Origin of the sequence: Ochrobactrum sp. 19YEA23 (genome assembly GCF_029909865.1) — a bacterium.
Lineage (GTDB): Bacteria > Pseudomonadota > Alphaproteobacteria > Rhizobiales > Rhizobiaceae > Brucella > Brucella gambitense.
The window spans coordinates 136401-159888 of the sequence record NZ_JASAMQ010000008.1 but is presented as its reverse complement, the minus strand read 5'-3'; the positions used below and the strand labels follow the sequence as shown (position 1 = coordinate 159888).

Here is a 23488-nt window from a genome sequence, read left to right as displayed (position 1 = left end):
GCTCAACTTCGTGTGAAACCTTGATCCAGTCCGCACTCTTCTTCCTGCTTGGCGTTCTTGTGACGGTTTTCGTCCTGATCCTGCTCGGGCCGTCGGTCTGGCGGCGCGCTTTCTTTCTGGCGCGACGACAGGTTCAGGCCGAGCTGCCGATCACGCTTGCTGAAATCCGCGCTGACAAGGACGGATTGCGCGCCGAATTTGCCTTGGCCATCAGCAAACTGGAGCAGCAATTGAAGCGGGAACGCCAGAAGGCCGCCGAACAGGCGGTCGCCCTTGGGCGTCAATATGATGAGCTGAAGCGCATTCCACTGCTCGAGGAAAGCCAGTCCACCATCGAGAAAAAACTGGCAGAGCAGGATCAGGCGCTGCTGGAGGCCAAGTCTTCGCAGGGAACAGCGTCGGAAAAGTCCGAGATTCTGCAAGCCGAGCTTGAACGCATTCAAAGCCATTACACTGCGCTGGAAGGGCTTGCGGATACGCTGCGTATCGAGATAAGCGCTAATGAGGCTGAACGTGGCCGCTTATCGAGCGAGATAACTGAAATGCGCCGTGACCGTAAGGAAGCAACTGCCCGCTACAACGAGCTTTCAACGCAGCTCACCTCGGCGCAGACTGAATTGAAGAGCGAGAAACGCCGGAACGGCGATTTGCAGCAGAAGCTGGAAAAGCTGATTTCCGAACTGTCCGATGCACAGGAAAAGCTGGAACGCTTTTCGCGGGGCGGTGCTGTCGCTGTTTCGCTGTCCGATCAGGATCAGGCGGAGATCACGCGGCAGAATGCGGCGCTTCGCGAGGAGATGGCGGAGCTTGCTGCCCGCATGGTCGCAGCAACCGCTGAAAAGGAAGGGCCTGATTCGCCTATTCCCGGCATTCTGCAAGCCGCAGAGACGGTGGCGGGCGGCAAAGGCGGAAAGAATGGCAAAGCCGTCTCCAAAAGCCTTGCAAGCCGCATTCAGGAATTGCCGAAAGGCTGATTGTTCGCTGATCCTATCACGCATGATTCGCGAAAACGCCGACCCGATAGCATCCGGTCGGCGTTTCCATTGTGTGCCGGGCGCTATCAGCCGTTGGTTATCACATCCGACCAATCGGGGTGACGCGTCGCCTGCGCATGCAAGAAGCTGCAGCGCGGAATGATTTTCCAGCCATTGCGGCGTGCATCAAGAATGGCGTTCTTGGCCAGCACCTGTGCGGCGCCCTTGCCGCGCATGGATTCCGGCACGCGGGTATGATCGACGGAAATGAGCGACGGCCCCAGCTTGGTGTAGGTCATTTCGGCTTCGCTGCCGTCCAGCGACGCCACATAGCGTCCGCCATCGGAACTGTCTTCCTTGCGAATCTCGATATTTCCGCTCATGCCATCCTCCAGATTGAACGCATACAGTCTTCAACATAGGAATGATTTGCGCAAACAAAAACCGGCCCAGAGGGCCGGTTTTCAATTTGTCAGATCAATGGGCTGAATCGTTCGAATGATTGAACGTCTGTTCAACCCGGCACGATCCATCAGTGCCGATATTGCTGAATTCTGGTCGTCCGGAGACCGGCGAGACCATGCTCATCGATCGAGGACTGCCAGCCAAGGAACTCTTCCACCGTCAATGTATAACGCTGGCATGCCTCCTCAAGGCTCAGAAGTCCGCCGCGAACAGCAGCGACAACTTCGGCCTTGCGGCGGATGACCCAGCGCCTTGTATTGGCGGGGGGAAGGTCCGCAATGGTCAGCGGACTGCCATCGGGACCAATTACATACTTTATACGCGGTCTTACCAGATCGGTCATTGTACTCTCTACACAACACTCAAGGACCTAATCGAGTGTGAGACTAGCGCCACAGCTTTAAAAATTACCTAAACTGCCGGTAACACTCTGGTAACACTTGAAAAATTTTCGAAGAAAAATGAAGGCCCCGACGATATTTCGGTGTTTTTGGGTGAATTTCACGGTGAAGTGTGCGGGGCAGGTCGCAATTCGACCAATGTTTATTCTGCGACACCTTGGCAAATTGCCGCAGTTTCGCCTATATAGGCCTTAGAAATCTGAATTTTGAGAAGCAGGGCGCATGCCCGGAAGCTGGAATCAATCATGAGCCTGAACAGCCTCGATCTGCCGGGAAAGCCGGAAGACACGCGCGTTGTCGTCGCCATGTCGGGCGGCGTCGATTCATCTGTTGTGGCCGGGATTCTCAAACGTGAAGGTTACGACGTCGTCGGCGTGACGCTGCAGCTTTATGATCATGGCGCAGCGGTTCATCGCGCCGGTTCCTGTTGTGCAGGACAGGACATTGAAGACGCCCGCCGCGTTTCGGAAAGCCTCGGCATTCCCCATTACGTTCTCGATTACGAAGCGCGTTTCCGCGAAGCCGTGATCGACCCGTTCGCGAATTCCTATGTCAGCGGTGAGACGCCGATCCCATGCGTCTCCTGCAACCAGACGGTCAAGTTTGCTGACCTTCTGCAGACCGCACGCGATCTTGGTGCGGATGCTCTGGCGACGGGTCACTATATTCGCAGCCGTGCAAATGGTGCGCACCGCTCGCTCTATCGTCCGGTCGATACGGATCGTGACCAGAGCTATTTCCTTTTCGCGACCACGCAGGAGCAGATCGACTATCTGCGCTTCCCGCTTGGCCATCTGCCAAAGGCGCAGGTGCGTGAAATTGCTGAGGAAATGGGCCTGACGGTTGCCAAGAAGCAGGATAGCCAGGATATCTGCTTCGTGCCGCAGGGCAAATATTCCGACATTATCTCCCGGCTGAAGCCGGAAGCCGCCAATCCAGGCGACATTGTCCATATCGACGGTCGCACGCTTGGCCGTCATGACGGTATCGTCCATTACACGGTTGGCCAGCGTCGCGGTATCGGTGTTGCCACTGGCGAGCCGCTTTATGTTGTGCATCTCGACGCCGCTAACGCGCGCGTCATCGTCGGCCCGCGTGAGGCGCTGGAAACGCACAAGGTGTTCCTGCGCGATATCAACTGGCTGGGCGATGGCCCAATCGGCGATCTGCCGGAAGGCGGATTGGAAGTTTTCGCCAAGGTTCGCTCCACGCGTCCGCCACGTCCGGCCGTTCTGCGCCATGCCGACGGAAAGACCTGGGTTGAACTGGTGGATGGCGAAAGCGGCATCGCTCCCGGACAGGCTTGTGTGCTGTATTCCGATGAGAGCAATACGGCGCGCGTTTTTGGCGGCGGCTTTATCGGTCGTTCGGAACGCGAACCGCAGGCAGAAGAAATGCTGCGCCGTCTGGTGGCTGGCACTGCGAGTGCGTCGGCGGCCTGAGCCGGTTTGAAAGACCAAACGAAATGATAGGTGGGTGTTTCACACCCGCCTATTTTTTTGCCTGCGACAGCACCCAGTCCCGGAATGCGGCCACGATCGGGCGTTCCAGCGCCGTTGCCGGATAGATCAGATGATAGGCGAAGCCCTTGGCGACTTCCTGACAGAAGGGCGCGACCAGAGCGCCGTCCTCCAGTTCACGCGCTACCAATGACCGGCGCACAAGCGCAAAGCCATGCCCGGCTTTCGCTGTTTCGATAGCGCCATTGCTGTCGAGAAAGATCGGCCCGTTCGATGCGTCGATGGTGTCCAGACCCGCTGCCTCCAGCCATAGACGCCAGTCATGCCGATGCTCGTCATGGAGCAGGGTGAAATTTTCAAGCAATGCGGGATCGCGATCTGCGCCCGTAAGAAGGGCAGGGCTGCACACCGGCGTCAGGTCATCATCGATCAGCCGCTCGCTTTCCAGTCCGGGATAGGTCCCGAAACCATGGCGTATCGCAACATCGATGCCGTCACGCTCAAGATCTACGATTCTGTTGGATGGGCTGATGCGCAGATCGACCTGCGGGTGAAGAGCTTCAAAAAGCGAGAGCCGAGGCGTCAGCCACTGGATGGCGAAGCTTGGCGTGCAACTGATCGTCAGTATGGGCAGGGCGCGGGTTTTGAGCTGCGCCGTTGCCTCGCGAATCGTGCGGAATGCCGTGCGCAAAGCCGCAAAATACTGTTCGCCGTCCTGTGTCAGGATGAGGCGGCGCGGCTTGCGCGTGAACAGCGAGATACCAAGCGACATTTCCAGCTCGCGCACCTGAAGGCTGACGGCGCCGGGCGTTACGTTCAGTTCCTGCGCTGCCAATGTTACGCTGCCGCGCCGGGCTGTGGCTTCAAACGCACGCAGTCCGTTGAGGGAGGGAAGCGGTGCATGCATGGTTTAGTTTTACTCACTCATTTTACGAGAAACACTCGTTTGCCAAGCGTTGAATTTAAAAGCGATAAACGGGAAGTCAATCCGGCCCTGTTCGCCTAATCTGGCTTTGAGCAGAGCCTCATTATTGAATTTCGGGAGTGCTAGCGATGGCAACGCAAAAGGTGATGGGCTGGAAAGAATGGGGCATGTTGCTCGTGCTTTCCGTGCTCTGGGGCGGGTCATTCTTCTTCAACGGCATTGCGGTTCGGGAACTGCCGCCATTCAGCATTGTCACGCTGCGCGTTGCTCTGGCGGCGCTGGCCCTGGTGGCGCTGATCCGCCTCATGGGCCTGTCCATGCCGAAGGACCGGCGCATTTGGGCGGCTTTTTTCGGTATGGGTTTTCTCAACAATCTGCTGCCGTTTTGTCTCATCGTCTACGGCCAGACGCAGATCGCCAGCGGGCTTGCTTCCATCCTCAATGCTACGACACCGCTGTTCGGCGTGATCGTTGCGCATTTCCTTACCGCAGACGAAAAGATCACCCGCAACAAGATTGCCGGTGTTCTGATCGGCTTCTGCGGTGTGGCGATCATGATCGGGCCAGACGCCATCGGCGGACTTGGGCATAATCTCTGGCCACAGCTTGCTGTTCTCTGCGCGGCGCTTTCCTATGCTTTTGCAGGTATTTTTGGACGCCGTTTCAAGGCGATGGGCGTCGCCCCGCTGATCACGGCCACCGGTCAGGTGACGGCAACGACGGTTATGCTCATTCCGGTTGCCCTGATCGTGGATCATCCGTGGACGCTGGCCGCACCAAGCGCCGCCACCTGGGGCGCGCTGGCCGGAATCGCACTGCTCTCAACTGCGCTTGCCTATGTGCTCTTCTTTCGCATCCTCTCGACGGCGGGTGCGGTCAATCTGATGCTGGTGACGTTTCTTATCCCGGTCAGCGCGATCCTGCTCGGCGTGCTTTTTCTGGGGGAGACCCTGCAAGCAAAGCATTTTTTTGGCATGGCGATGATCGCAGCCGGACTGGCGGCCATTGACGGGCGGCTGATCGCTGCACTTTTACCGTTTGCTGGGAGCCATCCCGAAAAGTGTGAAACGGTTTTCGGACAAGATGTGCGGAAAAACAAATAGCTAAGCGAGGTCTATTGAAACCGGCTAAAGCGTGACAGGGCGATACCGGACGCTGTGGCGACATTCAGGCTGTCGAATTCCTTCGACATCGGAATGCGTGCCGTCTGCAGCTTCTCTAGCAGCCGTTGTGGCAGCCCTTCACCTTCTGTACCGAGCAACAGCGCCTGACGATCATGCCCGGTTGCCTGATAGATGCTTGTTTCCGATGAAGGGCTGAGCGCCAGCACGTTGAAGTTGGCATCGTGCAGGGCGGCGAGAATCTCGTCGATGCGACCGCCATGGGAATAGGGGACTTTCAGCGTTGCACCGACAGAAACGCGAATGGCCTTGCGATAAAGCGGATCGCAGCAGGTTTCATCCATCAGCACGCAATCGGCCTCGAAGGCAGCAGCGTTGCGGAAGATGGATCCGACATTGTCATGATTGGATATGCCGCACAGCACGGTGACGAGCGACTGTTGCGGGAGGGTGGCCAGCAAGTCAGCCAATTCCGGCTGGGGCTTGCGGCGTCCGACGGCAAGAATGCCGCGGTGCACATGAAAACCAGCGACGGCATCCATCACGGCTTGCGGCACGCAATAAACCGGGGTGCCTGCGGGGATCTGCGCCAGCTGTTCTGTCAGCCCTTCGAGCCGATTTTCGAGCACGAGCAACGATTCTGTCTCAAAGCGGGCAGTGGAGGAGAACAGGACATTGATGACGACTTTGCCTTCCGCGATGAAACGCTTCTGGCGTCCAACGAGGTCTTTCTCGCGAATGTCACGATAAGGCGAAAGGCGGTCATCGTCCGCATCGTCTATGCGTTGGAGACAGCCGTGCAAATGATCTTCTGATTTCATTGCACGGCTGTAACCTCATGCTCAGGCGATGGCTAGTACCGGCTGTTCCTGCCGACGCGGTGTCGGACTCATATAGAGACTTGAGAGCGTCGACAACATCAACTCGATATGCGGTGACGAAACCATATAGTAGATGGTTTGGGCATCGCGTCGGGTCGAAACGAGGTCGAGAGCCCGCAATTTGGCCAGATGCTGGGACAAAGCCGACTGACTGAGGTCAATTGCCTTGGCGAGCGCGCCGACCGACATTTCATTGTGTAGCAGCTTGCATAAAATCAATAGTCGCTTGTTGTTTGCGAGTGCTGAAAGAAAATCTGCTGCCTGATCTGCGTTTTCTGTTAAATCACAAAAAGTATGTTCGTTATTCATTTGCTGTCATACCCCCGTAAGACCGCTGGTAGTTTCAAATGACGGTCCCTTTTTGGAACACGCAGGTCAAATTTAAAGGCTGCCATTTCGTTTGAAAAGGCCTTGCTTAAATTCGCAGGGGTTTAAATCGCGCAAATTTGTCCCAAAAAGAACGTGAATTTGTTTCAGTGGGGCAAATGGGTCATTTTTGACAGTTCGGTGCGTATTTCCGCAACGCTGGAACAGCGCCGCGAAAAGGAGAGTCGCACGATCTCATTGCCGACCGCAACGTCGATACCGTCGGGGTCTATTCCTGCCACCTTCAATGGCCTTGCGGCTGCACCGGTCACCTCAGTGATACGGGCTACAATCGCATCTTCTCCATTTTCCGTGACACTATCAAGAAAGTCCTGTTCGTTGGGAGCTATACTTTCGGCTATGTCAGCGGGGCAGATGAGGTCATCCGATGTGAGATTGAAGGCCTTGCCGAAGCCGCCGTTCAGACTTGCGCCAGCGACATGCAGCCGGAAAAACGCAAAGTCGCCGAGGTCGACATAAAGTGCGCCCTTGGGATTGTGGTTCAGGTAACGTCGGCGAATGCGCGGATAATCCTCCGCTGTCCGCTCGATCTTGGCGGCGTCACAGTGAAGCGTGATGCGCGGATGCGCAAGCGGATCGCCCTTGCCGGGTTCGCCCAGCAATAGTGAGCAGGCCGGATTGGCGAGCAGGCCCGGCGTATGGGCAGCCAGTCCCGAAACCAGAATGAGCGGTGTGCCGTCCATGTCGGTCGCAACCGCAACGCGGCTTGCCAGCGGACGGTGGGTTTTCACATCCAGCACGGCAAGTGCGCCATAGCGCGCCGTGCGCATCAATGTCTTCGCCAGCTGAATGGCTTCCGGCGTTGTCGGCCTGATAGGAGAATCAATCTGGTCCTTGGTCTCGGTCATCGGGCCACCGTAAATATGAGTATAGTAATCCAGTTATTAGCCGAGTTTTTAGCGATTAAACAGAGGGGATATCGCTTATATTGCCCGCAATTCCGGCGATTCCAGAGGCGCTATGCGACGATTGCATGACCCCATGCGAAAATTCACGCAAATAATATTATGATTTGACCGCGCTTAGCGCAATTTTCCGCAATATGGCGTTCTGAAGAAATTAAAATCTAAAAATATGGGTGGTAAACGCATAAGAACGTGAACTGGTTCTAACAATTGCGCTTGCAAAGTAGGGAACCAAGCGTTTCGATAGGCCAAGCTGCGGGCAATGGGGTGCGCGCGGCAGACTTTTCCGTGGAGGCGGACAATAAAATGAAAATGTACAAAACACTCCTGGCTGCAACCGCGCTGGTGGCTCTCATGAGCGGTGCTGCATCTGCCAAGACACTCGTTTACTGCTCGCCGGCTTCGCCTGAAGGCTTCGATCCGGCTGCCTATACGGGCGGGGATACGTTCGATGCTTCGTCGCGCACGGCTTATGACCGTCTCGTCGAGTTCAAGCATGGCGAAACCACGATTGAACCAGGTCTCGCCGAGAGCTGGGAAGTTTCGAAGGATGGTCTCGAATACACCTTCCACCTGCGCAAGGGTGTGAAGTTCCAGACGACCGACTTTTTCACGCCGACGCGCGAATTCAACGCCGACGACGTGATCTTCTCGTTCGAGCGTCAGGCCAAGAAGGACAATCCCTGGCACGAATATACTGCCGGTGTTTCCTACGAATATTTCGACAGCATGGAATTCCCGACGCTGATCAAGGAGATCAAGCGCGTGGACGACCATACCGTCACCTTCGTGCTGAGCCGTCCGGAAGCTCCGTTCCTCGCCGATCTGGCCATGGATTTCGCATCCATCCTGTCGAAGGAATATGCTGACAAGCTTCAGGCCGACAAGAAGATGGACGATCTCAACCAGTTCCCGCTCGGAACCGGCCCGTTCACCTTCGTCGCCTACCAGAAGGACGCTGTGATCCGCTACAAGGCTAACCCTGACTACTGGGGCGGCAAGGAAAAGATCGACGATCTCGTCTTCGCGATCACGACCGATCCTGCTGTGCGCGCGCAGAAGCTAAAGGCTGGCGAATGCCACATCATGTCCTATCCGGCTCCGGCAGACATTGAAGGTCTGAAGGCCGATTCGAGCCTCAAGGTTGACGAACAGCCAGGTCTGAACGTTGCCTATCTTGCCTACAACACGCTGGTCGCTCCGTTCGACAAGCCGGAAGTACGCAAGGCGCTGAACCAGGCCATCAACAAGAAGGCCATTGTCGACGCCGTGTTCCAGGGTTCGGGCGAAGTTGCCAAGAATCCGATCCCGCCGACAATGTGGGGCTATAACAACGACGTCAAGGACGACGAGTATAACCCGGAAGAAGCCAAGAAGGCGCTTGAAGCTGCTGGCGTCAAGGACCTGAAGATGAAGGTCTGGGCAATGCCGGTCAGCCGTCCGTACATGCCGAATGCCCGCCGCGTTGCCGAACTGATCCAGTCGGACTTCGCAAAGGTTGGCGTTGGCGTGGACATCGTTTCGATGGAATGGGGTGAATACCTCAAGAAGTCGTCCGACAAGGACCGTGACGGTGCGGCTATCATGGGCTGGACCGGCGACAATGGTGATCCGGACAACTTCCTCGGCGTTCTGCTCGGCTGCTCGGGCGTTGGCAACAACAACCGTGCCCAGTGGTGCTACAAGCCGTTTGAAGATCTGATCCAGAAGGCCAAGATCACTGCCGATCAGGGCGAACGCGCCAAGCTCTATGAGCAGGCGCAGGTCATCTTCAAGGAGCAGGCTCCTTGGGCAACTCTCGACCACTCGACCGTCTTCATGCCGATGTCCTCCAAGGTCTCCGGTTACAAGATGGACCCAGTGGGTATCCATCGCTTCACCGGCGTCGATATCGCAGAGTAATTCGTCTCAACACCAGCGGCCGGGAGCGGGGGGATAAACCCTCCGCTCCCGGTCGGAGTTTATTCTATGTTCCGTTTTTTTCTGAATAAGTTGGCCTATCTGGTGCCGACTTTCATCGGGATCACCATCGTCGCCTTCGGTTTCGTGCGCGTGTTGCCGGGCGATCCGGTGCTGTTGATGGCCGGTGAACGTGGTGTCAGTCCCGAGCGTCATGCTGCACTTATGGCGCAGTTCGGTTTCGACCGTCCGATCTGGCAGCAATATCTCGACTATGTCTGGAACCTGTTGCATGGCGATTTCGGCCTTTCGATCGTCACCAAGAAGCCGGTCCTGACCGAGTTCTTTTCGCTCTTCCCGGCCACCGTGGAATTGAGCGTCTGCGCAATCATTCTGGCCGTATTGATCGGCATTCCGGCGGGCGTCGTGGCAGCCGTCAAGCGCGGGTCGTGGTTCGACCAGTCGCTGATGGGTGTCGCCCTCGTCGGTTATTCCATGCCGATCTTCTGGTGGGGCCTGCTCCTCATCATTTTCTTCTCGAATTATCTGCAGCTGACCCCGGTATCGGGCCGTATTTCGCTGCTGTTTTTCTTCCCGCCCGTCACCGGCTTCATGCTGATCGACAGTCTGTTGTCGGGACAGAAGGGTGCTTTTGCATCGGCTGCGTCGCATCTTGTCCTGCCGACCATCGTGCTGGCCACCATTCCGCTTGCAGTCATCGCGCGCCAGACCCGTTCGGCGATGCTGGAAGTGCTGGGCGAAGACTATGTGCGCACGGCGCGTGCCAAGGGCCTGCCGACCCGCCGGGTTGTCGGACTGCATGCGCTTCGCAATGCACTCATTCCGGTGATCACGACGATCGGTCTGCAGGTTGGCGTACTTCTCGCCGGCGCAATCCTGACGGAAACGATCTTTTCCTGGCCGGGCATCGGCAAATGGATGCTCGATTCGATCTCTCGCCGCGACTATCCGGTCGTGCAAGGCGGACTTCTGCTGATTGCAGGGCTGGTCATGGCAGTCAATCTGATTGTCGATCTGCTCTACGGTCTGGTCAATCCGCGTATCCGGCACAGGTGAGGTTCCAATGAGCAATGTAACAAACACACCCGTCGCCACGGATACCGCCACGCCCGGCGTCAGCCGCATGGCGATGCTGAAGGACTTTTGGTTTTATTTCAGCGTCAATCGCGGCGCTGTCATCGGCCTCTGGGTTTTCATCGCTATCGTTCTGATGGCCATTTTCGCGCCGCTGATCGCGCCGCATGATCCGACGGAACAGTTTCGCGAATTCTTCCTGAAGCCTCCGGCATGGCAGGAAGGCGGCTCGACGTCGTTCCTTCTCGGCACCGACGCCGTGGGTCGCGATATCCTGTCCCGCCTGATCTATGGCGCGCAATATTCGCTGCTGGTCGGCTTCGTGATCGTTGTAATCTCGATGTGCGTGGGCATCACAATTGGCGTGCTGGCCGGTTATCTGGGCGGCGCGGTGGATGCCGCTTTCATGCGCGTCATGGATATCATGCTGTCCTTCCCGTCGCTGCTTCTGGCACTGGTGCTGGTGGCTATTCTCGGGCCGGGCCTGACCAATGCGGTCATCGCGATCACTCTGGTTCTGCTGCCGCACTTTTCGCGCCTGACGCGTGCTGCGGTGATGGCGGAAAAGGAGCGGGAATATGTGACGGCCGCCAAGCTTGCCGGTGCAAGCAGGCTGCGTCTGATGTTCAAGACCGTGCTGCCGAACTGTCTGGCGCCGCTGGTCGTTCAGGCCACCATGTCGTTCTCCAACGCCATTCTCGAAGTGGCGGCGCTCGGCTTCCTGAACATGGGCGCACAGCCGCCGACGCCGGAATGGGGCACCATGCTTGCCGAAGCGCGGGAATTCATCACGCGCGCCTGGTGGGTTGTGACCTTCCCGGGTCTGGCAATCCTGATCACTGTTCTCGCCATCAATCTGATCGGCGACGGTCTGCGCGATGCGCTTGACCCGAAACTCAAGAGGAGCTGATCGATGGCTTTGCTTGAAATCAAGAACCTTTCGGTTTCATTCGACACCTCGACCGGTCCTTTCAAGGCGGTCGACGGCATCGATATCAAGGTCGACAGCGGCGAAGTTCTGGCCATTGTTGGCGAGTCCGGTTCGGGCAAGTCGGTGGGCATGCTGGCCGTTATGGGCCTGCTGCCCAAGACGGCGACCGTTACCGCTGACCTTATGATGTTCGACGGCAAGGACTTGCAGGCGATGTCTGACAAGCAACGCCGCCAAATCATCGGTCGCGACATTTCGATGATTTTCCAGGAGCCGATCGCCAGTCTCAATCCGTGCTTCACGGTCGGCTACCAGCTTGAGGAAGTGCTCAAGCGGCACATGGGTCTTGGCGGTTCGGCCAGCCGTTCGCGCGCCATCGAGCTTCTTGAGCTTGTCGGTATCCGCGATGCTTCCGAGCGTTTGGGCAGCTTTCCGCATCAGATGTCGGGTGGCCAGTGCCAGCGCGTCATGATCGCCATGGCTATCGCCTGCAATCCGAAGCTTTTGATTGCTGACGAGCCGACCACGGCTCTTGATGTGACGATCCAGAAGCAGATCCTCGATCTCCTGATGCGGCTCCAGGTGGAGCATGGCATGGGTCTGATCATGATCACCCACGATATGGGTGTCGTCGCCGAAACGGCAGACCGGGTCATCGTGCAGTATAAGGGCCACAAGATGGAAGACGCCGACGTGCTGTCGCTGTTTTCCGCGCCGAAAAGCCCTTACACGCGCGCGCTTCTGTCGGCCTTGCCGGAAAATGCGACCGGCGACCGTCTGCCGACGGTGTCCGATTTCGTCTTTGACACCAGCAGTGCAGGAGAAGCGCGATGAGCGAGGTTGTTCTCGAAGCGCGTGATATCAAGCGCGACTATCATGTTGGCGGCGGCCTGTTCGGCAAGCCGAAGGTGGTTCACGCCGTCAAGGGCGTCAGCTTCAAGCTCGAAAAGGGCAAGACGCTGGCAATCGTGGGCGAATCCGGTTGTGGCAAGTCCACGCTGGCGCGCATCCTGACCATGATCGACCCACAGACTTCCGGCGATCTGAAAATCGGTGGCAAGGATGTGAACATCGCTCGTGACGGGCTGACGCCAGAAATGCGCCAGAAGGTGCAGATCGTGTTCCAGAACCCTTACGGTTCGCTCAATCCACGCCAGAAGATCGGCGATGTGCTGGCCGAACCGCTGCTGCTGAACACGAAAATGTCGGCAGAAGAGCGTCGCGCCAAGGCGATGCAGATGCTGTTGAAGGTTGGTCTCGGTCGCGAGCACTTCAACCGCTATCCGCATATGTTCTCGGGCGGTCAGCGCCAGCGTATCGCCATTGCGCGCGCGCTGATGCTCAATCCGAAGCTGTTGATTCTCGACGAGCCGGTATCCGCGCTCGATCTGTCGGTGCAGGCGCAGGTTCTCAACCTGTTGTCCGATCTGCAGGAAGAGTTCGGCCTGACCTATGTCTTCATCAGCCACGACCTTTCGGTGGTGCGCTATATCGCCGATGAGGTGATGGTGATGTATTTCGGTGAGGTGGTTGAATACGGGTCGCGTGACGACGTGTTCAACAATCCGCAGCACGATTATACGAAGAAGCTGTTTGCCGCGACGCCGCGTGCGGATGTCGATGCCATTCGCGCCCGTGTTGAAGCACGCGCTGCTGCCAGACAGGCAGCGCAGGCTTAAACTCGCTTCGATACTCATGAAAAACGCCGCCGTTTAGAGCGCCGACCTGATAAAATCAGGTCGGCGCTTTAAACTTTTTTACTTGAAGCATAATCTTATCGATCCTCGTTTCACTCCGGTCGGATTATGCTTTTGAGGCGGCGTTTTGTTTTTATCCAGCGCGCTGCTGGTGCCAGGCAAGAGCCCGGACGATATCGTCCGCCGCAACCTTGCCGACGATGTTGCCATTTTCGACGATGCCGACATCGCCGTTACTGTCCGCAACGGCGTTCATCAGCTCGCGCACCAGCGTTTCCCGGCGGGCAGTGGCTGCAAAGGGGCGCGGGGCGGCGTTGCGGTCGAACGGCGTCATGATATCGCCCGCACGCAGCACGCCGAGCGGGTTCATATGGGCGACGAAATCGGCGACATACTGATCGGCGGGTTGCAGCAGGATTTGCTGCGGCGTGCCGCATTGTACGATGCGTCCACCTTCCATGATGGCGATGCGGTTGCCGATTTTCATGGCCTCATCGAGATCGTGGCTCACAAAAACGATGGTTTTCTTCAGCCGCGACTGGAAGGCCAGAAGCTCGTCCTGCAACCTTGTGCGGATCAGCGGATCCAGCGCCGAGAACGGCTCGTCCATCAGCAGAATTGGCGCGCCGGTGGCAAAGGCTCGGGCGAGGCCGACACGCTGCTGCATACCGCCAGAGAGTTCACCGACCTTGCGCTTGGCCCAGTCCTGAAGGCCGACCAGTTCAAGCTGCTGGCGGGCCTTGTTGATGCGGTCCTCCTTGCCCATGCCGGAGATTTCCAGCCCGAAGGCCACATTCTCCTCAACGGTGCGCCACGGCAGCAGACCGAATTGCTGGAACACCATCGAGACAAGTTCGGTACGCAGGTGGCGAAGCGTATTGCGATCCGCTTTGCCGACATCAATGCCACGGTCACCGTCCTGTATCGTCACGCGACCGCGCGAGATCGGGTTGAGCCGGTTGATGGCGCGCAGCAGAGTGGATTTGCCGGAACCGGACAGGCCCATAAGAACAAGGATTTCGCCTTCTTCAATATCGAGCGTGCAATTATGGACGCCGAGCACATGACCGGTTTCGGCCTGAATCTTGGATCGCGTTGCGCCGCCATCGGCCAGCGCCAGCGCATTGTCCGTGTTCTTGCCGAAAATGATGCAGACGTCTTCGAGTGCGATAATGGTCATCCGCAATCTCCTGACTTTTGTTTGAGCATGATCTGAACCGAAAACCGGTTCCCACTTTTCGGGATCATGCTATTTTTCCCTGCCGGCGCGGAAGATGCGGTCGAGCACGATGGCGACCACGACGATGACAAGGCCTGCCTCGAAGCCGAGCGCGGTGTTGACTGAGTTCAGTGCGCGAACAACCGGAACACCAAGACCGTCTGCGCCGACGAGTGCCGCGATGACCACCATCGAAAGCGACAGCATGATCGTCTGGGTCAGGCCCGCCAGAATTTGCGGCATGGCATAGGGTAGCTCGATCTTCCAGAGAAGCTGTGATCGCGAGGCGCCGAAGGCCTCACCTGCTTCGATCAGTGAGGACGGAGTGGAAGAAACGCCAAGATGCGTCAGGCGCACAGGCGCAGGCAGAACGAAAATGGCTGTGGCAAGCAGGCCGGGCACCATGCCGATGCCGAAGAAAACGATGGCCGGGATCAGATAGACGAAGGTCGGCAGCGTCTGCATCAGATCGAGCACGGGGCGCATGGCGGCATAAAGGGTGGGGCGATGGGCTGCGGCAATACCGAGCGGAACGCCGATGGCCATGCAGAGAACGCAGGATGAAAGCACCAGCGTCAGCGTTTCCAGCGTCCGGTCCCAGTAACCCTGATTGAGGATGAACAGGAAGCCCAGGATCGTCAGTACGACGACCGAAATGCGCCGCTGGATAAACCAGGCAATCACCGCGAATATGGCGATCAGGAGCAGGGGATGGGGCAGTTTCAGGACGAAGAGCAGGGCGTCGATCATGCTCTGCATGACCGCTGCCAGCAGATCGAAAAATCCGCCCATATTGTTCGTCAGCCAGTCAACGACTGTTTTTGCAGTCGGTCCAACCGGGATTTTATAGTCCGTCAGCCAGTTCAACGATGAAGTCTCCTGCTGCGTGCTTGTAGGATAGGGTGCGGGGCATCCAGAGATGCAAAGGCCGCGGGTTTAGCCGCGGCCTGCGAGTACTGCGCGTCAGAGGCCGAGGGCCGATTTGACAGCAGGCAGACCTTCCTTGCCGTCAACGGTCGTCACGCCAGCGAGCCACGTGTCGAGCACAGCCGGGTTTGCCTTGAGCCAGTCGGTCGCGGCCTTTGAAGGCTCCTGACCGTCATCCAGAATCTTGCCCATGATCTCGTTTTCGAGATCGAGGTTGAATTCAAGATTGGTCAGGAACTTGCCGACATTCGGGCATTCCTGCGTATAGCCCTTGCGAACATTGGTTTCGACCTTGGCGCCGCCGAGATTCGGGCCGAAGAAATCATCGCCGCCGGTGAGATAGGTGATCTCGAAGCGCTTGTTCATCGGATGCGGTTCCCATGCGAGGAACACAATCGGCTCCTTGCTTTTGACGGCGCGCGCAACCTGCGCAAGCATGCCCTGTTCGGAGGATTCCGCCAGCTCGAACGACTTCAGGCCAAAGGCGTCCTTGTTGATCATGTCGAGGATCAGACGATTGCCGTCATTGCCCGGCTCGATGCCGTAAATCTTGCCGCCGAGCTTGTCCTTGAAGGTAGCGATATCTTTGAAGTCCTTGAGGCCTTCATTGGCGGCATATGTCGGCACGGCGAGCGTATATTTCGCGCCGGTCAGATTGGTGCGCAGCGTCTCGACGCTCTTGTCATCCAGATACGGCTTGAGATCGGCGCTCATGGAAGGGTTCCAGTAGCCGAGGAAGACATCAATGTCCTTCTTGCTCAGCGACGCATAGGTCACCGGCACGGAAAGAACCTTGATATCGGTCTTGTAGCCGAGGCCTTTGAGAATTTCGGTCGCAACCGCAGTTGTCGAGGTGATGTCGGTCCAGCCGACATCGGAGAAGCGCACCGTCGAGCAGCTTTTCGGCTCTTCCGCCAAGCTGACGCCGGGTGCTGCAAGCATTGCCGTTCCCGTGGCAAGCGCAGCAAAGGCAAGCGTATAGGTCAGTTTCATTGTTCTCTCCATTTCCGGGCCGTTTTGACGGTTTGCTTATTTTTCCGGTTCCGGCTTTAGCAAACACCAAAGATTACGCCGTTCAAGTACCACAGCGGCGAAAATATTCTCGATTGCGACGTCTGTCTCTTTTGTCGTGATGAGAATGAAAAATATCCCGCACTTTTTCTGGAACCGTTCGAAGTTGCGCCATGTTACGGATCGGCCCCCCGGTTTCAACCCTGCCACGCCAAAATGCCGGATAAAATCAGTTGGATGAGCGATCCCGGTTGTCGAAAAGACAAGCGCACTCTATTTGAAAGGGAACAACGTTTCTTGCTCACGCATTTTCGGGAAACGACGTTTTTACGGACGGATCGACGCGTGAGCGAAAATGGTGCGAAGCCCCGCAATTGCGGGCCAATGGAAGGATGATTGATAGTGTGGAATGCAGTGCGGGCCGTTTTCTCCTTCCTGGGTCGTATGATAGCGGGTCTGGCCCGGTTGATAGCCATTCCGCTGGCCGCTCTATGGCGGCTTTATCTTAAGTTCGGAATATTGTGGAAAGCCGTAATTGGCGTCGTCGTGGTCGGTCTGGCCGCGCTTTATATCTATTTTATCTGGCAGACTCAGGTCTGGACCAATTTCGATCCGGACTATCCGGCAAAGTATAGCTATCAGACCGCCAACACGCCCGGCGAGGAAGTAACATCGCAGCCAGCGCCTGCTGCGCCAGCGCAAGCTCCGGAACCTGCACCTTCCACCGGAACTGCGACCGGATCGGGCAATGACCAGCCGTCTTCCGAAACGCCGCAGACCGATCAGCCGGTTCAGGCGGCACAAATTCCGTCATCGGCGCGCAAGTGTTCGCGTTCGGCAATTGCCGAGGTTGCCGCAGACCTTACCGATTTCAATGTGAACCAGAATGCATGGATTTCCTCCATGCTGCTTTACAAGGCCGGTTTCTTCGGTCTCGACTGGGATCGCACACCGTTCCTCGACAACAAGGCCTCGTTCCAGCGTGGTATCAATGCCGCCGTGCGTCGTACGGCGATTGAACTGGTGGACAATATCGGCCGTCTGCGCGGCACATCGCAGATCGATGGCGATCTGCAAAAGGCGCGTGGCAATCTGCAGTTTGCCGAGGATTCCTGGTATTTCGGCCTGAGCCCGTTCGGTCCGAAGACCCCGACGCCGAGCTATTATCGTTCGGCAATCAAGGATCTGCGTTCGTTCAATACGCGCCTTGAAAATTGTCAGGCCACGTTTGATGCCCGCGCCGACAATCTGATCCAGTTTGTCGACCGTATCGCCAGTGATCTGGGCTCCACCTCGGCGATCCTCAAGGACCGCGCGGAGAACTATCATAATGGCTGGTTCGACACCCGTGCGGATGACCGCTTCTGGTTCGCCTATGGTCAGCTCTACGCCTATTACGGCCTGCTCCGCTCGGCCCATTCCGATTTCCGCGGCGTGCTGGCTGAAAAGCATCTCGACGGTGTGTGGGACGAGATGGAAAAGCAGATGCGTTCGGCGCTCGACATGCAGCCGTTCATCGTTTCCAACGGCAGCCCGGATGCGTGGTTTACACCGTCGCATCTGACCACAATGGGCTTCTATATCCTGCGCGTTCGTTCCAATCTGGTCGACGTGAAGCAGGTTCTGGAGCGCTGACGGGCAATGGAACTGCCTCCGATTTTGCGACAGGCGGTGGATGCCGCGCTTGAGGGCGTGGCATTGGCCGATCTCAAGCGCGCTTCAGAGCTGCTGTCGCGCCGCTACCGTGCCGAGACAAGGGATGGTCGCCTGCATATTTCCGACGATCTGGCTGCGAAGGCCTATCTCGCAGCGCGGCTGCCTGCCACTTATGCGGCGGTGCGTGCAAGCCTCGACAGCGCTGCGGAAGTCTGCCCGGATTTCGCGCCGCAATCGATGCTGGATGTCGGCGCTGGACCGGGTACGGCGCTATGGGCAGCCCGTGGATGCTGGCCGTCACTTGAAAACGCCACGATGATCGAAGCAAGCCCGGCCATTCGCGCTGTGGGTAGCAGTCTGGCCACACAGAGCGGTCTGGCATCGCTGGACTGGCGCGCCGGTGATGTGGTGAAGGAAAATCTCGATTTTCCGCAAGCCGATCTCGTCACCATTGCCTATGTGCTGGATGAGCTGGCGCCCGATGATCGGCGCAAGCTGGTTGCGCAGCTTTGGGCGTCTGCGCGGCAGATGTTCGTGATTGTCGAGCCGGGCACGCCTGCAGGCTGGCAGCGCATTCTCGGTGCGCGCACGGCGCTGATCGGACTGGGTGCGACGATTGCCGCGCCATGCCCGCACCAGCTGGACTGCCCGCTGGTCGCACCGGACTGGTGCCATTTCTCGCGTCGTGTTGCCCGTTCGCGCATTCATCGCATGACCAAGGATGCGGAAGTGCCGTGGGAGGATGAGAAGTTCATCTATCTCGCCGCCGTGCGTGAACCGTCCGATGCCGTTGAAGCGCGGGTTGTTGCGCCGACGAGGGTTGGCGGCGGCAAAGTTTCGGTTAAACTCTGCAAGGATGACGGCAGTTCCGAGGAACGCCTGCTGACCAAGCGCGACGGGGACCTGTTCCGCTGGGCGCGCCGCGCCGACTGGGGTGATGCCTTGTTGAGAGATTGAGTTGGAACCAAAGCGATGAAGATCAGTCTGGTTCAGTTACGTCTGCTGCAAACTGTCGCCGAAACCGGCAGCGTCGGTGCTGCGGCGCGCCAGCTTGGGCTGACGCAATCAGGAGCCAGTCAGGCGATAGCGACGCTGGAAAAGATACTGGGCCTCGATGTGCTGGCGCGCAAACGCGATGGCGCAACCCTGACCGCCTTTGGCCAGTCTATCCTCGACGATGCCAGGACCGCTCTTGCGGCGGTGGACAGGATAGAGCTGCAAGCGCGAAACAGTGTTTCAGCGGGCCCCGAACGGCTTCGTATTGCGGCCATTCCAAGCCAACTCGAATATGTTTTGCCCGGTTTGCGGAAAGTTTTTCAGCGGCTCTATCCGGGTATTGAACTCAGCGCCTTCGAGGGTGGGCATGATGTCGTGAGCCAGTGGGTGCGGGATGGCATTGCCGATCTTGGCATAACCTCGTTGCCCGAGCCGGAGCTGGAAGCATGCGACATCGGCCAGGAAGAGCTTGTCGTGGTGGGACGTAGCGACGATCCTTTCATGCGACATGACAGGATCGCCGTCGAGACCCTGCGGGATCGCCAGCTGATTGCTGCTGCGGGCTGTGAAATGATCATTGACCGCATCATTCATGGCGACGGTAAGACCTGCAGCGAGCAGGTGCGCACCCGTGATGTAGCCACCGTGCTGGAAATGGTGCGGCATGGCATCGGCACGACGCTTTTATCGGAGATCAGCCTGCCGGGTGCTGACCTGCACGGATTGCGGGCGCTCCGTCTCAATCCGCCGACATTTCGCACTGTCTATATCGTATTTCGGGCGGACAGTCCGGTTCGGCATCTGGTCGAACGGTTCTGCGATGTGGCGCAGGATGCCAAAAGCAAAGCGGCATAAGAAACTCTAATATCTCATATCTCGCTTATCCGTGGTGTCCGTCACGGCGAAGAGTGCAATAGTCCGGCTCTTCTTCGACCATCCCGCAGCGAGCAACCATGACCACCATTGCCGACAACAATCCGACACTTTCGACCTCCGATACCATACGCGGTCTGGCCTGGGGGCTTTCCGGGGTTCTGGTATGGTCCGGATCATTCGTTCTGACACGTTTCGGGTTCAAGACCGCGCTCACGCCTTTCGACATCATTGCTTTGCGTTTTGGCGTGGCGGGGCTGGTGCTGCTGCCGGTTGTTGTCCTGAAGGGCTTTGGCTTTCGGCAGCTTGGGCTGCTGGGCTTTGTGCTGCTGGTTTCCGGCGCAGGCGCGCCTTATGCCTTGATGACCGCCTATGGTCTGCAATTTGCCCCGGCATCCCATGCGGCAGCGCTCATTCCGGGCATCATGACAGTGCTCGTGGCCATTCTGGGCGTGATGCTTCTGGGAGAACGTCTTGCATTGTCGCGCTGGCTGGGGGTGGTTCTGATCCTGATCGGCAGCATGTTGATCGCCGGGCTGTCGCAACTGGGCGAGCAGGAAATGATCGGACACATCGCCTTCTTCGCAGCGGCGCTGATATGGGCGACTTATGTCATGGTGTTTCGCAGCAAGGGCATGGACGGGCTGCATGCGACGGCGATTTCAGCTGTCGCCTCGGCACTGTTCTATCTCCCCATCTATGCGCTTTTTCTGCCCAAGGGGCTCGGTGCAACATCCTTGGGCGATATTACCCTGCAAGGGTTTTATCAGGGCGTTCTCACGTCGGCCTTTGGCGTCTTCGCCTTCAACCGTGCCGTAGTCCTGCTGGGAACAGCGGCAGGGGCTGCACTTTCGGCGCTGATCCCCGTCATTACGCTGGTTCTTGCCCTTGTGCTGCTTGGTGAAGTGCCGGGCTTTGCCGACACGCTCGCCGCGCTCCTGATCAGTGCCGGTGTGTTGGCACTGAACAGGAAGGGCAAGAAGCCGGTCGCGTCATGATGCTTGCAGAACGACGCGCGGGGCAGGACGGTTGATGATGAACACCATCGCCGCCGCAGCAAGGCACATGGCGCCAGCCAGAACGAGTGCTGGTGTATAGCTGTCATAGTCGGTGCGGACAAAGCCCGCGAAACCGGCGGCGGCAGCAGCACCAATCTGGTGACCGGTGAACACCCAGCCAAAGACCAGACCGGCCTGTTCCGGGCCGAAACGTTCAGCGGCAAGCTTCACCGTTGGCGGCACGGTTGCGACCCAGTCCAGACCGTAGAAGACGGCAAACAGCGCCAGTTCATAGACCGAGAAGTCGGTGAAGGTCAGGTAGATCAGCGACAGGCCGCGTAGCGCATAGAACCAGAACAACAGCCAGCGATTGTCGAAGCGGTCGGAGAGCCAGCCGGACATGATCGTGCCGATCAGGTCGAATGCGCCGATGACCGCGAGGATGCCGGCTGCGCCGACCGGCGCGATGCCGTAGTCACCGCAAAGCGTGATCCAGTGGGTCTGAATGAGACCGTTTGTCGAGAAGCCGCAGACGAAGAAGGTCAGGAACAGCACCCAGAAAGTCGAGGTCGAAGACGCTTCGCGTAGGGTCACGAGTGGCGAGGCAAGCATTGCGCCAAAGCTCTTCTTCGGTTCAGGTGCTGGCAGCGGAGCCGTGCGGCCATAGGGCTTCAGCCCGATATCTGCCGGATGATCGCGCATCAAAGCGAGAACCAGCAACAGCGCAACGGTCAGGAATCCGATGACGATGGTGAGCGATGTGCGCCAGCCAATGGTCTGGCTGACACTGGCGAGGATCGGCATGAAAACCAGCTGACCGGTGGCATTGCTGGCCGTCATCAGGCCGACCACAAGGCCGCGGCGCTTTTCAAACCACCGTGCGGCAACCGTTGCACCCAGCACGAGCGCGGTCATGCCGGTGCCGACACCGATCACGACGCCCCAGAGGCCGACCATCTGCCATTCCTCCGTCATGAAGATTGAGCCGAGCAGGCCGCTGGCGATCAGGATCAGCGCTGCGGTCACAACGCGGCGCAGGCCGAACTGGTTCATGAAGGCGGCAGCAAACGGTCCCATCAGGCCGAACAGAACCAGACGAAGCGCCATGGCAAAGGAGATATTGGCGTTGGTCCAGCCGAATTCGCGCTGGAGCGGTTCGATCAATATGCCTGCCGAACCCATGGCGGCAGCCGTTGCCAGCATGGTCAGGAAGGTAATGGCGGCGACAACCCATCCGTAATGGATGTTTCTCTGTTCGAGAACGCGTGCGAGGCGGGCAGATATCATCTTGAGCGCTTTCGGTTAGGACCATTTTTGCAAAAATGGCCACGGATAGGAAGGCGAGCTTCTTTGCGCGTAGCCGCAGAAGCGCGCTCCGTCATTGTTTCCAGTCAAGTCAGTTCAGTTAGAGCCTGAATCAAAAAGCGGCATGTGTGTGCGAAAATGGTGATTTTCCAGTACCGGAGCGGAGCGTACATTTGGGTACGTGAGCACCGGAACGCAAAAAATTACCATTTGCAGCCACACAGGGCGACTTTTGGAACAGGCTCTTAGAGGGTCGTGTCCGGCTGGCCTCAAAGTGCTTGAAGCAGCGCCTGCAACTGTTCGACCCCGTCATTTCCAAGTTTTTCTTCGATTTCTTCCTGGGCTTTGTCCCAGAGCGAACCGCCACGGGTGAGAAGTTCCCGGCCCGTATCGGTCAATCTGATATTGGTTTCGCGATGGTCTTCACCCTGGCCGGGCTCAACCAGTCCCATGCGCTGCAACACCTTGGCATTGCGCCCCATCGTGGAGCGATCAAGCTCCGCCGTGCGCGCCAGTTCGGTAATCGACAGCGTTCCCGCGCGGTCAAGCCGACGCAGCAGGCTGAACTGTGCGACATTGATGCCAAGCGGAGCCAGCGCCTCGTCATAGATGGCCGAGGTTTTGCGCGATGCCTGACGCAGAAGGATGCAGAAACAAGAATGTGCCATGATGCGGGTATATACCCGCAAATGCATTCTGGCAAGCATTCATTGCTGGAACAGGAATGATCCTGTCAGCATGGTGCGGGCGATGAGAGGCCCTTTATACCGCGATATGCGCGGTTTCCTTGACTTCTTCCATGACGGCATAGGTGTGCGATTCCCGCACGCCCGGCAGCGAAAGAAGCGCTTCGGACAGAAAACGGCGATAATGATCCATGTCGGAAACGCGGGCCTTGACGAGATAATCGAAGCCGCCCGCCACCATATGGCATTCGAGAACGTCTGGATTGTTGCGCGTGAAAGTCGCGAAGGTCTCGAAGACCTCCGGCGTCGTGCGGTCGAGTTTGATCTCGATGAAAACCAGCATGGCGCGGTCGAGCATCTTGGGCGACAGCCGTGCCGAATAGCCCAGAATATAGCCTTCCCGGGTCAGGCGCTTGACGCGTTCGGCAGTCGCTGTCTGCGAGAGATTGATGCGATCGGCAAGCTCGGTATTGGTCAGGCGCCCGTTCTCCTGAAGGGCCTGTAGGATGTTCCTGTCCATGGCATCAAGGTTCTTCATGCGTGTTTCCCCAACTGGTCGCCTGTTTGCGGCGACTCTTTTCTTCATGCATTCATTCTGAATTAAGTCACGGGAATGAATCTGAAATCCGCGCTGGGCGCAAGATGAAACTTGTTCAGAAGGCTGACAAATTTGCGG

24 protein-coding genes are annotated in these 23488 nt (G+C 57.8%); 12 read left to right on the top strand and 12 right to left on the bottom strand.

The annotated features are described in order from the left end of the window. Positions 1–44: 44 nt before the first annotated feature. Entirely contained in the window at positions 45–974 is a 930-nt protein-coding gene (locus QBD01_RS19860) for a hypothetical protein (RefSeq protein WP_280994264.1), read from the top strand. A gap of 86 nt (positions 975–1060) precedes the next feature. On the opposite strand, the gene QBD01_RS19855 is transcribed toward QBD01_RS19860, so the two are convergent. Next, positions 1061–1357 carry a GNAT family N-acetyltransferase gene (locus QBD01_RS19855; protein ID WP_280994204.1) on the bottom strand — a complete coding sequence of 99 codons (297 nt, stop codon included), beginning with the start codon at positions 1355–1357 and terminating at the stop codon, positions 1061–1063. 149 nt (positions 1358–1506) lie between these two features. Then, positions 1507–1782: a DUF1153 domain-containing protein gene (locus QBD01_RS19850; RefSeq protein WP_010659559.1), complete on the bottom strand. Its 276-nt coding sequence runs from the start codon at positions 1780–1782 to the stop codon at positions 1507–1509. 303 nt (positions 1783–2085) lie between these two features. Between QBD01_RS19850 and mnmA the strand changes: the two genes are divergently transcribed. After that, positions 2086–3282 (top strand): tRNA 2-thiouridine(34) synthase MnmA, encoded by a 1197-nt coding sequence (gene mnmA, locus QBD01_RS19845; protein ID WP_280994203.1) that lies wholly within the window; start codon positions 2086–2088, stop codon positions 3280–3282. A 49-nt stretch (positions 3283–3331) separates the two neighbouring features. Here mnmA and gcvA read toward each other — a convergent pair whose 3' ends face one another. Then, the gene (gene gcvA, locus QBD01_RS19840; protein WP_280994202.1) at positions 3332–4207 is read right to left on the bottom strand and encodes a transcriptional regulator GcvA; all 876 of its coding nucleotides are present in this window, start codon (positions 4205–4207) and stop codon (positions 3332–3334) included. 146 nt (positions 4208–4353) lie between these two features. Between gcvA and QBD01_RS19835 the strand changes: the two genes are divergently transcribed. Then, complete coding sequence (locus QBD01_RS19835; RefSeq protein ID WP_280994201.1) at positions 4354–5328, top strand: DMT family transporter; 975 nt, start codon at positions 4354–4356, stop codon at positions 5326–5328. Between the two features lie 11 nt (positions 5329–5339). Here the strand turns inward: QBD01_RS19835 and QBD01_RS19830 are convergent, their stop codons facing one another. The 3 genes from QBD01_RS19830 to QBD01_RS19820 form a co-directional block, all read right to left on the bottom strand. Then, on the bottom strand, positions 5340–6167 hold the full coding sequence (locus QBD01_RS19830; RefSeq protein ID WP_280994200.1) for an RNA methyltransferase: 828 nt from the start codon (positions 6165–6167) through the stop codon (positions 5340–5342). A 21-nt stretch (positions 6168–6188) separates the two neighbouring features. Beyond that, a complete protein-coding gene (locus QBD01_RS19825; protein ID WP_280994199.1) occupies positions 6189–6536 on the bottom strand; it encodes a metalloregulator ArsR/SmtB family transcription factor in 348 nt (115 codons plus the stop codon). A gap of 164 nt (positions 6537–6700) precedes the next feature. After that, entirely contained in the window at positions 6701–7462 is a 762-nt protein-coding gene (locus QBD01_RS19820) for a DUF2470 domain-containing protein (RefSeq protein ID WP_280994198.1), read from the bottom strand. 363 nt (positions 7463–7825) lie between these two features. Between QBD01_RS19820 and QBD01_RS19815 the strand changes: the two genes are divergently transcribed. From QBD01_RS19815 to QBD01_RS19795, 5 genes are all read left to right on the top strand, one after another. After that, a complete protein-coding gene (locus QBD01_RS19815) occupies positions 7826–9421 on the top strand; it encodes an ABC transporter substrate-binding protein (RefSeq protein ID WP_280994197.1) in 1596 nt (531 codons plus the stop codon). 66 nt (positions 9422–9487) lie between these two features. After that, on the top strand, positions 9488–10495 hold the full coding sequence (locus QBD01_RS19810; protein ID WP_182520935.1) for an ABC transporter permease subunit: 1008 nt from the start codon (positions 9488–9490) through the stop codon (positions 10493–10495). A gap of 67 nt (positions 10496–10562) precedes the next feature. After that, the gene (locus QBD01_RS19805) at positions 10563–11423 is read left to right on the top strand and encodes an ABC transporter permease subunit (protein ID WP_162762627.1); all 861 of its coding nucleotides are present in this window, start codon (positions 10563–10565) and stop codon (positions 11421–11423) included. 3 nt (positions 11424–11426) lie between these two features. Continuing rightward, positions 11427–12278 carry an ABC transporter ATP-binding protein gene (locus tag QBD01_RS19800; RefSeq protein ID WP_280994196.1) on the top strand — a complete coding sequence of 284 codons (852 nt, stop codon included), beginning with the start codon at positions 11427–11429 and terminating at the stop codon, positions 12276–12278. Then, positions 12275–13123 (top strand): dipeptide ABC transporter ATP-binding protein, encoded by an 849-nt coding sequence (locus QBD01_RS19795; protein WP_280994195.1) that lies wholly within the window; start codon positions 12275–12277, stop codon positions 13121–13123. The genes QBD01_RS19800 and QBD01_RS19795 overlap by 4 nt, the downstream gene beginning before the upstream one ends. Positions 13124–13274: 151 nt before the next feature. On the opposite strand, the gene choV is transcribed toward QBD01_RS19795, so the two are convergent. The 3 genes from choV to QBD01_RS19780 form a co-directional block, all read right to left on the bottom strand. Next, positions 13275–14321 (bottom strand): choline ABC transporter ATP-binding protein, encoded by a 1047-nt coding sequence (gene choV / locus QBD01_RS19790; RefSeq protein WP_280994194.1) that lies wholly within the window; start codon positions 14319–14321, stop codon positions 13275–13277. Between the two features lie 69 nt (positions 14322–14390). Continuing rightward, the gene (gene choW, locus QBD01_RS19785; RefSeq protein ID WP_078338784.1) at positions 14391–15227 is read right to left on the bottom strand and encodes a choline ABC transporter permease subunit; all 837 of its coding nucleotides are present in this window, start codon (positions 15225–15227) and stop codon (positions 14391–14393) included. Between the two features lie 96 nt (positions 15228–15323). Beyond that, complete coding sequence (locus QBD01_RS19780) at positions 15324–16292, bottom strand: choline ABC transporter substrate-binding protein (protein ID WP_280994193.1); 969 nt, start codon at positions 16290–16292, stop codon at positions 15324–15326. 450 nt (positions 16293–16742) lie between these two features. On the opposite strand from QBD01_RS19780, the gene QBD01_RS19775 reads away from it, so the two are divergent. The 4 genes from QBD01_RS19775 (at position 16743) to QBD01_RS19760 (ending at position 20821) form a co-directional block, all read left to right on the top strand. Then, positions 16743–17933, top strand: coding sequence for a DUF2333 family protein (locus QBD01_RS19775; RefSeq protein WP_392391450.1), 1191 nt, complete (start codon positions 16743–16745; stop codon positions 17931–17933). Between the two features lie 6 nt (positions 17934–17939). Further along, positions 17940–18911: a small ribosomal subunit Rsm22 family protein gene (locus tag QBD01_RS19770; RefSeq protein ID WP_280994191.1), complete on the top strand. Its 972-nt coding sequence runs from the start codon at positions 17940–17942 to the stop codon at positions 18909–18911. Between the two features lie 15 nt (positions 18912–18926). Continuing rightward, positions 18927–19805, top strand: coding sequence for a LysR family transcriptional regulator (locus QBD01_RS19765; protein WP_280994190.1), 879 nt, complete (start codon positions 18927–18929; stop codon positions 19803–19805). A gap of 98 nt (positions 19806–19903) precedes the next feature. After that, positions 19904–20821 (top strand): DMT family transporter, encoded by a 918-nt coding sequence (locus QBD01_RS19760; RefSeq protein WP_280994189.1) that lies wholly within the window; start codon positions 19904–19906, stop codon positions 20819–20821. Here the strand turns inward: QBD01_RS19760 and QBD01_RS19755 are convergent. From QBD01_RS19755 to QBD01_RS19745, 3 genes are all read right to left on the bottom strand, one after another. Continuing rightward, on the bottom strand, positions 20816–22108 hold the full coding sequence (locus QBD01_RS19755; RefSeq protein WP_151591979.1) for an MFS transporter: 1293 nt from the start codon (positions 22106–22108) through the stop codon (positions 20816–20818). The two genes, QBD01_RS19760 and QBD01_RS19755, sit on opposite strands and share 6 nt — an antisense overlap. 287 nt (positions 22109–22395) lie before the next feature. After that, a complete protein-coding gene (locus tag QBD01_RS19750) occupies positions 22396–22794 on the bottom strand; it encodes a MarR family winged helix-turn-helix transcriptional regulator (protein ID WP_280994188.1) in 399 nt (132 codons plus the stop codon). Positions 22795–22888: 94 nt separating this feature from the next. Beyond that, a complete protein-coding gene (locus QBD01_RS19745) occupies positions 22889–23350 on the bottom strand; it encodes an Lrp/AsnC ligand binding domain-containing protein (protein WP_078338776.1) in 462 nt (153 codons plus the stop codon). Positions 23351–23488: the final 138 nt, after the last annotated feature.